Genomic DNA, 10,387 nt, shown 5'->3' on the forward strand with positions numbered 1-10,387 from the left:
GCGTCACTGTTTCGCAGGCGCGGCCCTTTCCACCTTTTATCAATCGCTTCATGATCTTCTGGCTCCGACCTTCCGGTCGGGGCCATTTTTATATGAGTTCGCCATGCTGCTGCATCTGCCTGAAGTCCTGACCCGCGAAGAGGTGGCCGAGATACGTGCTGCACTCGCTGAGGCGCGCTGGGCTGATGGCGCGGTCTCGGCGGGACCGCAGGCGCAGAAGGTCAAGCAAAACCGGCAACTGCCCGCCGATGCGCCTGAGGCGCGGATATTGGGTGAACGCATCGAGGCGGCGTTGCGTCGGCATCCGTTATTTCAGTCCGCTGCCCTGCCGCATATTGTCCTGACGCCGCGCTTTAATGCCTACGAAGGCGGCGGGCATTACGGCAATCACGTGGACAGCGCCCTGCACCGCGATCCGTTCAAGGGCCTCACCGCGCGCACCGACGTTTCAACCACGGTCTTCCTCAATGACCCCGGCGAATATGAGGGCGGCGAACTGATCGTCGAAGACACCTATGGCGCGCATGAGGTCAAGCTGAACGCCGGGGATGCCATCCTCTACCCGTCCACCTCGTTGCATCGCGTCGAGCCGGTCACCCGTGGCGTGCGGCTGGCCTCCTTCCTGTGGACGCAAAGTCTGGTGAAAGACAGCGAGCAACGGCGGATGTTGTTTGAACTCGACATGACCATCCTGCGCCTGCGCAGCCAGTTGGGCGACAGCGAAGAGGTGGTAAGCCTCACCGCCCACTATCACAACCTCCTGCGGCAATGGGCGCAGATGTGATGTCCCCCAAGTCCCCCCTGACGGTCATTCCTCCGGATATCGTAGCGGTTTCAGACTACGAAGCCTATGCGCGTGAGCGGCTGAGCGATATGGCCTGGGCCTATCTTCAGGCCGGGGCCGGGGATGAACACACGGTCCGCCGCAATGTCGAGGCCTTTTCCGAAATCCTCCTGAAAGGGCGGGTGCTGGGGGCGGTCTCCGGAGGGCACACGCGCCTGAGCTTGTTCGGCCATGTCTATGAACATCCTATCTTTTTAGCCCCCGTGGCCTATCAGAAACTGTTTCATAGTGACGGCGAACGCGCCACGGCTTTGGGGGCAGCGGTGACCCAGACCCTGATGGTGCTTTCGACCCTATCGACCGTCACCCTGGAAGAGGTGGCTCAGGCCGAAACCACGCCGCCTCTGTGGTTTCAGCTTTATCTTCAGGCCGATCACGGCGTGTCGCTTGACCTCATCCATCGGGCTGAGCGCGAAGGCTATCGCGCGCTGGTCATCACGGTCGATGCAGCCATGGCCGGGGTGCGCAACCGCGAACAGCGCGCGGGGTTTCGTCTGCCGCCGCACCTGTCGGCGGTCAATCTGCCGTCACCGTCGCCCGTGCCTACCGCCGCACCGGGTCAAAGCCGTGTCTTCGACGGTTTGATGAAGACGGCCCCCGGCTGGGACGACATCGAATGGGTGCTGTCTGAGGCGCGTTTGCCGGTCATCCTCAAGGGCATTATGGCCCCGGAGGACGCCGACCACGCCTGCCGTATGGGGGTGCATGGGCTGATCGTCTCCAATCACGGGGGGCGGGTGCTCGATACCTTGCCGGCAGCCATTGAAGCCTTGCCCGCCGTAGCGGCGGCCGTGGCGGGACGGGTGCCCATCCTGCTCGATGGTGGTATCCGGCGCGGCAGCGATGTGTTCAAGGCGCTGGCTTTGGGAGCTTCGGCGGTGCTGATCGGGCGTCCTTACGTGCAGGCCCTAGCCGCCGCCGGGCCTCTGGGTGTGGCCCATGCGATACGCACGCTGCGCGAAGAACTGGAAGTGGTCATGGCCCTGTCGGGAACGCCGACACTGGAGCGTATAAGGCCTGAACATCTGTCGATTTAAGGTGTTTTGCTGCCTTGCAAAAAGCGGGGCGCCTTGATAATGAGAATGATTATTAAATAGAGCCCCAAGCCTGATGACGACCCCGTTTAAACCGACTCCTTCCTTTTGGCGCAATCAGCTACGCCAATGGCACTGGATATCCTCCGCCCTTTGTCTGGTCGGCATGATCCTTTTTTCGGTCAGCGGCTTTACGCTCAACCACGCCAGCCTCATCGAGGCCAAGCCGCAGGTCACCAACTGGGAAAAGGAACTCAGTGCGCAGACGCTGGCGCTTTTGCCGAGGGCGCAGGATAAGACGCGTCTGCCGAACGATCTGGCTAAGGCGCTGAAGGCCGATACGGGGGTCGATGTCTCAAAAGTTCTGCCCGAAGTCTCTGATGGCGAACTCTATTTTGCCATGCCGGGACCGGGCTTTGACGAATGGATGAGCGTCGAGCGAGACACGGGCTATGCGACCTACGAAAAGAGCCATCGCGGCTTTATTGCGGTCCTCAACGACCTGCATAAGGGGCGTAATGCCGGCCCGGCCTGGAGCCTGTTTATCGACATCATCGCCATTGCCTCTGTCATCTTCTGCATTACGGGGCTGGGTCTTCTGTGGATCTATGCGCGGGGGCGGCGCATCACCTGGCCGCTGGTCGGTCTGGGCACCATCGTGCCCTTCATCCTCTTCCTTCTGTTTATTCATGCGTGAGGTTTATCATGTTCGCTAAAGCCGCCATCTGGACGACGGTCCTCAGCGTCGGTGCGGTGGGTGCCGCTCAGGCCGGGACCGTAACCGTCGATGTCGAAGTGCCGCGTCTCAACGTCGCCGAATACCATAAGCCCTATGTGGCGGCGTGGATCGAAGACGGCGCGGGCGCGCACAAATCGAACCTGTTTGTCTGGTATCAGGTGGGTAAGGGCGACAAGTGGCTGAAAGACCTGCGCACCTGGTGGCGCAAGTCGGGCCGTGACCTCAGTGCTTCGGAGGTCAGCGGTCTGTCGTCGGCCACCAAGGCGCCCGGTCGCCAGACGGCGAAGATCGACACCGCGGCTTTGAAGGGCCTGACGCCCGGTGACTACGTGCTGAACGTCGAAGCGTCGCGCGAAGGCGGCGGCCGCGAAGTGGTCAAGGCACCGTTCAAGTGGGACGGCAAGAAGGCCGTGGCAGCTTCGACCAAAGGCACGACCGAGCTGGGTGCCGTGGCGTTCACCATTAAGCCGTAATACCAAGGGTCATTGGAAATGACTCTTGGTATTCCTTTCGAGAATGTCTCATGTAGCTGATACATATGAGACATTCTCGAGTTTTCAACGGCCGGATGCGGTCAGCATCTTCGGCCGTTGGTATAAGTTGTCTATACCTCTCCCGGCACGCCGGGGGAGCCGGTATATTAAATGACCCAAACTGACACCTTAACACAACGGCGCGTTCTGGTTCCGGCGTTGATCACGCCGCCGGAAGACGTATCGGCGTGCCTGCTGTGCGAAGTGTCAGGCAAGGCCTTTGCCACGACGTGGCAGGTGCGGCTTTTCAGCGAGGGGCCGGTCGATCGGCAGGGCCTTTGCCAGCGGATTCAGGCCATACTCGACCGCATCGACGCTGAAATGTCGCCCTATCGCGCCGATTCCGATTTGACCCGCTTCAATGAGGCCAAGGCAGGGGCGTTTGTACCCCTGCCGCCTATGCTGATGCAGGTCATCGCCCACGCGCTTGATATGGCGCGTCTTACGGACGGGGCCTTCGATCCCGCCTTGCTGGAAGCCGTTGAACTGTGGGGCTTCGGGGCGAAGATCGTGCCTGAAGGTCTGCCGACCCTACAGGCGCGCGCCGCACTCAAACAACGTCAGGACTGGCGCGCCCTCGACTGGCGGCCCGATGGGCTGATCAAACCCGAAGGCCTCAAACTCGACCTGTGTGGTATCGCCAAGGGCTACGCGGTCGATGCCGTGACCGACATGCTCAAGGCAACGTTGGGGGTGCGTTCGGCGCTGATCGAGATTGGTGGCGAATTGAAAGCGTTTGGCGTGCGCGCCGAAGGTCAGCCGTGGTGGGTCGAAATCGAGCGCGCTGATCCGGCGCACACTGAAACCCTTGTCGCCCTCTGCGATCTGGCTGTGGCCACCACGGGCGACAGCCAACGCTATTTCATCCATGACGGCGTGCGCCTGTCGCACACGATCGACGCCGCCACTGCCGCCCCGGTGCAAAGCGGTATCCGTCAGGTCAGCGTCTTTGATGCCCAATGCTGGCGCGCCGATGCGCTGGCCACCGCCCTGATGGTGATGGGCGAACATCGTGCCATGTCTTTTGCGCAAACCCATGCTATCCCTTGTCTGATGGGGCTGAGCGACGGGCGTGAGGTCCTGAGCCCGGCCCTTGAGGATTGGCTATGATCGACTTCGTTACGACCGATCCGCTGCGTGTGGGACTGGCCGCCGGGGCCGGCGTGTTGTGGATGCTCATGAGCGGCGTAATGCTGACGCGCGGACGCACCCGTGCGTCGGCCGTGGCCGTCGATGCCCTGATCCTCTCAGCCTCGCAGACCGGTCAGGCCGAAGAACTGGCGCGCCACACGCAGAAGGCGTTGAGCACGGGCGGTCTGACCACGCGCCTGATGTCGCTGGGCAAGGCAACGGCCGAAGACCTGCAACAGGCAAAACTAGTACTGGTGGTGGCCTCGACCACCGGCGTTGGCGATGCTCCGGACGAGGGGGCGGCCTTTGAGCGTGCGATTATGTCTGCGCGTCCGGACCTGTCGGCGCAGAGCTTTGCCGTGCTGGCGCTGGGCGATCGCAGCTATGAAGATTTCTGCGCCTTTGGTCATCGCGTGCACGACTGGTTCACTGCTTGCGGGGCGACGGCCAAAAAGCCAATTACCGAGGTTGATGATCTCGACGCACAGGCCCTGAAACAGTGGGACTCCTACCTCAAGGAGTGGGGCGGGGCGGCGATGCAAGCGGATAATCCCTTTGCTGCCGCAACCCTGATCGCGCGTGAACGGTTGAATCCCAACAGCGAGGCGGCGGGGCTTTACGCCATTGATTTCGCAATACCCGAAGGCGCGACCTGGGTGGCCGGTGATCTGGCGGAAATCCTGACGCCGTCCGGGCATCGTCGTGACTATTCCATCGCCTCCCTGCCCGAAGAGGGACGGGTGCGCCTGTTTGTGCGTGAAGTCATCAAGGCCGATGGTTCACGTGGCGAAGGCTCCGGCCTGCTGACGACGCTTCCCCTGGGCGAAAACGTGCCGCTGCGGTTGAAAACGCACAAGGGCTTCCATGCCCCGACGGGCGACGGCCCGGTGCTGCTGATCGCCGCCGGGTCGGGTGTGGCCGGATTGCGGCCACATCTGCTGGAACTGGCCGGGCGGGGTCGGGCGTGCTGGCTGATCTATGGTGAGCGTCATCCGCTGCACGATGGACGCCTGTCTGAGGAGATGCGTGGCTGGCAACAAGGCGGGCGTATCCGCAAGCTGGATCTGGCTTTTTCGCGCCCTGACGATGGCGTGAAAACCTATGTGCAGGATGTGGTGGCGCAGCAGGCCGCCGCCATACGCGACTGGCTGGGAGCGGGCGGCAGCGTGCTGGTCTGCGGCGGGCTGGATATGGGACGCGGCGTCGATGCGGCGCTGAAAGCGGCTTTGGGGGCTGACTGGCTGGACGGGGCGCTCAGCGATGGGCGTTATCGCCGCGATCTGTACTGATCCCTCCTGAAAAAGAACCCGCCTCACAAAGAGGCGGGTTTTGAGTGCACCGAGGATAATTGAGCGACAAGACGTCTCTCAGAAAGCGCCGGAAGGGGAGGCTGTCCGGTCCCGAACGCTTGAGACCATCTAACCCTGATTAAGTGCATTCGTCAATGAGAATTATTCGCATTATCGATTTGGCAGGGTTCCGTTCACGGAAATGCGAATAGGCGATGCGGCGATTTCGGTTACACTTGTAAACTGAAACAACAACCGCGAGGGTAAAAACCGAATGAAGTCAATGGCTGCCCTGCTCGGAGGTTTGTGTCTGGTGTTTGTAGCCGGACAGGTGGCGGCGCAGCCTTGCGATCGGACGATTACCCTCGATATTCGCAGCATCGACTATAAGGCCAAGCCCTATGATCCGATGCTTAAACCCTTGCTCGACAAGGTGGCTCTGGACATCGGCCGCATTGAACTGACCTTTGCCTCGGCACGCGTACATCCCGAAATCGTCGATCTGCAAGCCGCCGGTCTCAAATATGTGCAGTCACGGATCACGCTTCAGGGCTACGACCCCGCTCTGATCCAGCGTCAGGAGGTCATGCTGCCGCGCAGTTTTGCCGGCAAGGATGAGCTTTACCGCCTGATTGTCACCTATGGCCCCAAAGAACACGCGCCCGCCTGCTGAACCGTGACCGGTTGCGGGTCGTATTGGCCGCATGGGTACACTCAGGCTTGTTCTTGCGGATCAGTTGTCGGCGCGTCTCGACATCCGAACTCGCGCCGATAAGGAAACCGACGTCTTTCTGATGGCGGAGGTGGCCGAAGAGGCCAGCTATGTCCGCCACCACGTCAAGAAAATCGCCTTCCTGTTTGCCGCCATGCGCCATTACGCCGAGGCCTTGCAACAGGCAGGTTACCGCGTGCGCTATGTGCGGTTTGATGATCCGGAAAATACTCACAGTTTGAAGGGTGAGATCGAACGGGCCCGCGGGGAACTGAACCTGTCGGCGGTCCATGTGACCGAACCCGGCGAATGGCGGCTGAAACAGGTCTTTGCCGCCATGGACGATGTGACCCTGCTCGACGACAACCGTTTCCTCTGTTCGCCGCAGTGGTTTTCGCGCTGGGCTGAAGGGCGCAAACAACTGCGCATGGAGTATTTCTACCGCGAAATGCGCCGCGCCCACGACATACTGATGGACGATGGCAAGCCGTGTGGTGGTGAATGGAACTACGACGCCGAAAACCGCTCGCCGCCGCGCGACGGGCTGGTCATCCCGCGCCGGCTGAGCTTTCGCAAGGACGCCATCACGCGTGAGGTGCTCGATCTGGTCGCCAAAGCCTTTCCGGACAATCCCGGTCAACTGGAGCCCTTTCATTTTGCGGTGACGCGCTCGCAGGCGCTTAAAGAACTTGATCATTTTGTGGCGCACATCCTGCCGCAGTTTGGCACCTGGCAGGACGCCATGCTGGGGCGCGAGCCTTATATGTATCACTCGCTGCTCTCGGCCTACATCAATGCCGGGCTGCTCTATCCGCTGGAGGTCTGTCAGGCGGCTGAGCGCGCCTACCGCGAAGACGGTGCACCGCTAAACGCCGTCGAAGGGTTTATCCGTCAGGTTCTGGGCTGGCGCGAATATGTGCGCGGTCTTTACTGGCACTCTATGCCGGACTATGGGGCGATGAACGCGCTGGAGGCCCACGAAGACCTGCCGTGGTTCTACTGGTCCGGCGACACGCAGATGAACTGCGTGCGAACAGCGGTGGCGCATACGCTGGAACACGCCTATTCGCACCATATTCAGCGGTTGATGATTACCGGCAACTTCGCCCTGCTGGCGGGTGTTGATCCAAAACAGGTGCATGAATGGTATCTGGCCGTCTATGCCGATGCCTATGAGTGGGTGGAACTGCCCAATACGTTCGGCATGGCGCTGCACGCCGATGGCGGGATTATGGCCTCAAAGCCCTATGCCGCGTCGGGGGCCTATATCAACCGCATGAGCGACTATTGCAAAGACTGTCATTACAAGGTCGATGTTCCATTCGGTGAAAAAGCCTGTCCTTTCAATGCTCTGTACTGGGATTTTATGGCGCGTCACACAGACCGTTTCCGCAAAAATCCACGCCTGTCCTATGTTTATGCCAACTGGGCACGCATGGGCGAGGCTAAGCAAACGGCCCTGCGCACACAGGCACAGGCGCATCTTCAGGCCATGCGCGAAGGCCGTCTGTGATGCCGCGCGGGGTAAAGAAATCCGACCTGCCGCAAAAGGCCTGTCAGGGGTGTGGCCTGCCCTTCACCTGGCGTAAAAAATGGGGGAAGGTGTGGGCCGAGGTACGCTATTGCTCGGACCGTTGCCGCCGCGCTAAAAAGACCGCCCGATAACCGGAACCGCTCTCATGACCCTGCCGCCGCTCAATCCGGTCTATGCCGGGCTTGGCACCACCATCTTCACCACCATGTCGGCACTGGCGGCGGAGACAGGCGCCATCAATCTGGGGCAGGGCTTTCCCGAAACGGACGGCTTCCCGGAGGTGCGTGAGGTCGCTGCCCGCGCGCTGATCGAAAGCTCAAATCAGTATGCCCCGATGAAGGGGCAGGCCGCGTTGCTGGAGGCCGTGGCGGGCTTTTATGGCCGCACGCAGGGCCTCAGCCTTGATCCGGCTAAAAATGTGCTGATCACCTCCGGCGCGACCGAAGCGCTGGCCGCCGCAGTGTTTTCGCTGATTTCGCCGGACGATGAGGTGATTGTTTTTGAGCCCCATTACGACGCCTATGCGCCCTTGATCGAGCGCGCCGGGGGCGTGGTGGTACGCGTGCGGCTCAGACCGCCCGACTGGCGTTTTACCGAGGCGCAACTGAATGAGGCCTTTTCGCCGCGCACGCGCATGGTGATGGTCACCACGCCCAACAATCCGACCACCCGTCTGATGCCACCCGAAGACTGGGCGCTGCTGGCGCGATTCTGCGTCGCGCATCAGGCCTATGTGGTGTCGGATGAAGTGTGGGAGCAGGTGGTGTTCGATGGCGCGACGCATCACGGCGTGCTGAATGTCTCCGGGTTGGAGAGGCTGGGGGTCAAGATCGGTTCGGCAGGCAAGCTGTTCGCGCTGACCGGCTGGAAGGTCGGCTTTGTCTGTGCCCATGAGCGCCTGATCAGCCAGATGGACAAGGCGCATCAGTTTCTGACCTTTGCCACGCCGCCCATGCTGCAATCGGCGGTGGCCTTTGGTCTGGGCCTGTCCGACAGCCGGTTTGCCGAAGAGGTGGCCGCGCTTCAGCGGTCACGCGACCGTCTGCGCGCCGGACTTGAGGACGCAGGCTTCCGCACCCTGCCGTCCGAAGGCACCTACTTCCTCAATATCGACCTGCCGGGGTCGGGTATGGCTCTGGATGGGCAGAGTTTTGCCCTGCGTGCCGTCAAAGAGGCCGGTGTGGCCACCATCCCGCTCGACGCGTTCTGCGCGCCCGGCGGTGAGGGGCCGCCGGTTGTCCGGCTGTGCTTTGCCAAGACCGATGCGACGCTGGATCGCGGTATTGAACGCCTGAGCGCGGCCCGACAGTTGCTGAGCTGAGATTGCCCCTTTTCGTCGGCGAGGAATGCGCTAATCTGTGATCACATTTTGGCGCCGGAGACACCTATGCGACACATCTCACACTTTATCGGCGGGCAGGCGGTAGCGGGGGTGTCGGGTCGCGTGGGTGAGGTGTTTGATCCCAATACCGGTCGGGTGCAGGCTCAGGTCGATCTGGCGACGCCCGATGAGTTGGCGCACGCCGTTAAGATCGCGAAGGCGGCGCAGTCGGGCTGGGCCGCGCTCAATCCGCAGCGCCGCGCGCGGGTCATGTTCGAATTCAAGCGCCTGCTGGAACGCGACATGGAGGCGCTGGCGCATCTTTTGGCGTCGGAGCACGGCAAGGTCATTTCTGATGCGAAGGGCGACATTCAGCGCGGGCTGGAGGTGGTCGAGTTCGTCTGTGGCATCCCGCATTTGCTAAAAGGCGAATATACCGAAGGGGCCGGGCCCGGCATCGACGTCTTTTCGCTGCGTCAGCCGCTGGGGGTGGTGGCCGGCATCACGCCGTTCAACTTCCCGGCCATGATCCCTATGTGGATGTTCGCCCCGGCGCTCGCCACCGGCAATGCCTTTATCCTCAAGCCGTCCGAGCGTGATCCCTCCGTGCCCGTGCGGCTGGCGGAGCTTTTGCTGGAGGCCGGTCTGCCCGAAGGCGTGCTCAATGTCGTGCACGGCGACAAGGTCGTGGTCGATGCCATACTCGATCACCCCGACATCCGCGCCGTGAGCTTTGTCGGCTCATCCGACATTGCGCAGTACGTCTATGGCCGCGGGTCGCAAAACGGCAAGCGGATGCAGTGCATGGGCGGGGCCAAGAACCACGGCATTGTCCTGCCCGATGCTGATCTCGATCAGGCGGTGGCCGATATTATGGGCGCGGCCTATGGGTCTGCCGGTGAACGCTGTATGGCCCTGCCTGTGGTGGTGCCGGTGGGCGAAGAGACGGCGGAGCGTCTGCGGCCCAAACTGCTGGCCGCCGCCGAAGGTTTACGCGTCGGTGTCTCGACCGATGCTGAGGCCCACTATGGCCCGGTCGTGTCGGCGGCGCACAAGGCGCGCATCGAACACTATATCCAGATGGGCGTCGATGAGGGGGCTGAGTTGGTCCTCGACGGGCGCGGCTTTAAACTTCAGGGGCATGAGGAGGGCTTCTTCCTGGCCCCCAGCCTGTTCGACCATGTGACGCCCGCCATGCAGACCTATCAGGACGAAATCTTCGGCCCGGTGCTGCAAATCGTGCGGGCCAA

11 protein-coding genes are annotated in these 10,387 nt (G+C 61.7%); all 11 read left to right on the forward strand.

Going from position 1 to position 10,387, the window contains the following annotated elements:
• Positions 1-103 precede the first annotated feature (103 nt).
• On the forward strand, positions 104-784 hold the full coding sequence (locus Q0072_RS20640; RefSeq protein ID WP_298333690.1) for a Fe2+-dependent dioxygenase: 681 nt from the start codon (positions 104-106) through the stop codon (positions 782-784).
• On the forward strand, positions 784-1,881 hold the full coding sequence (locus tag Q0072_RS20645) for an alpha-hydroxy acid oxidase (protein ID WP_298333692.1): 1,098 nt from the start codon (positions 784-786) through the stop codon (positions 1,879-1,881). The genes Q0072_RS20640 and Q0072_RS20645 overlap by 1 nt, the downstream gene beginning before the upstream one ends.
• Before the next feature lie 73 nt (positions 1,882-1,954).
• On the forward strand, positions 1,955-2,575 hold the full coding sequence (locus tag Q0072_RS20650; RefSeq protein WP_298333694.1) for a PepSY-associated TM helix domain-containing protein: 621 nt from the start codon (positions 1,955-1,957) through the stop codon (positions 2,573-2,575).
• Positions 2,576-2,583: 8 nt separating this feature from the next.
• Complete coding sequence (locus Q0072_RS20655; RefSeq protein WP_298333696.1) at positions 2,584-3,090, forward strand: DUF2271 domain-containing protein; 507 nt, start codon at positions 2,584-2,586, stop codon at positions 3,088-3,090.
• A gap of 171 nt (positions 3,091-3,261) precedes the next feature.
• Positions 3,262-4,260 (forward strand): FAD:protein FMN transferase, encoded by a 999-nt coding sequence (locus tag Q0072_RS20660; protein WP_298333698.1) that lies wholly within the window; start codon positions 3,262-3,264, stop codon positions 4,258-4,260.
• Complete coding sequence (locus tag Q0072_RS20665; RefSeq protein ID WP_298333699.1) at positions 4,257-5,570, forward strand: NADPH cytochrome P450 oxidoreductase family protein; 1,314 nt, start codon at positions 4,257-4,259, stop codon at positions 5,568-5,570. The genes Q0072_RS20660 and Q0072_RS20665 overlap by 4 nt, the downstream gene beginning before the upstream one ends.
• A 283-nt stretch (positions 5,571-5,853) precedes the next feature.
• Positions 5,854-6,243 carry a hypothetical protein gene (locus tag Q0072_RS20670; RefSeq protein WP_298333701.1) on the forward strand — a complete coding sequence of 130 codons (390 nt, stop codon included), beginning with the start codon at positions 5,854-5,856 and terminating at the stop codon, positions 6,241-6,243.
• A 31-nt stretch (positions 6,244-6,274) separates the two neighbouring features.
• Complete coding sequence (locus tag Q0072_RS20675; protein WP_298333703.1) at positions 6,275-7,795, forward strand: cryptochrome/photolyase family protein; 1,521 nt, start codon at positions 6,275-6,277, stop codon at positions 7,793-7,795.
• Positions 7,795-7,947 (forward strand): DUF2256 domain-containing protein, encoded by a 153-nt coding sequence (locus tag Q0072_RS20680; protein ID WP_298333705.1) that lies wholly within the window; start codon positions 7,795-7,797, stop codon positions 7,945-7,947. Before Q0072_RS20675 ends, Q0072_RS20680 begins: the two co-directional genes overlap by 1 nt.
• Before the next feature lie 14 nt (positions 7,948-7,961).
• Entirely contained in the window at positions 7,962-9,137 is a 1,176-nt protein-coding gene (locus Q0072_RS20685) for an aminotransferase (RefSeq protein ID WP_298333707.1), read from the forward strand.
• 66 nt (positions 9,138-9,203) lie between these two features.
• On the forward strand, positions 9,204-10,387 hold a 1,184-nt coding region (gene mmsA, locus Q0072_RS20690; protein WP_298333710.1), incomplete at its 3' end, for a CoA-acylating methylmalonate-semialdehyde dehydrogenase.

It is taken from the genome of Asticcacaulis sp., from assembly GCF_027484505.1.
GTDB lineage: Bacteria > Pseudomonadota > Alphaproteobacteria > Caulobacterales > Caulobacteraceae > Asticcacaulis.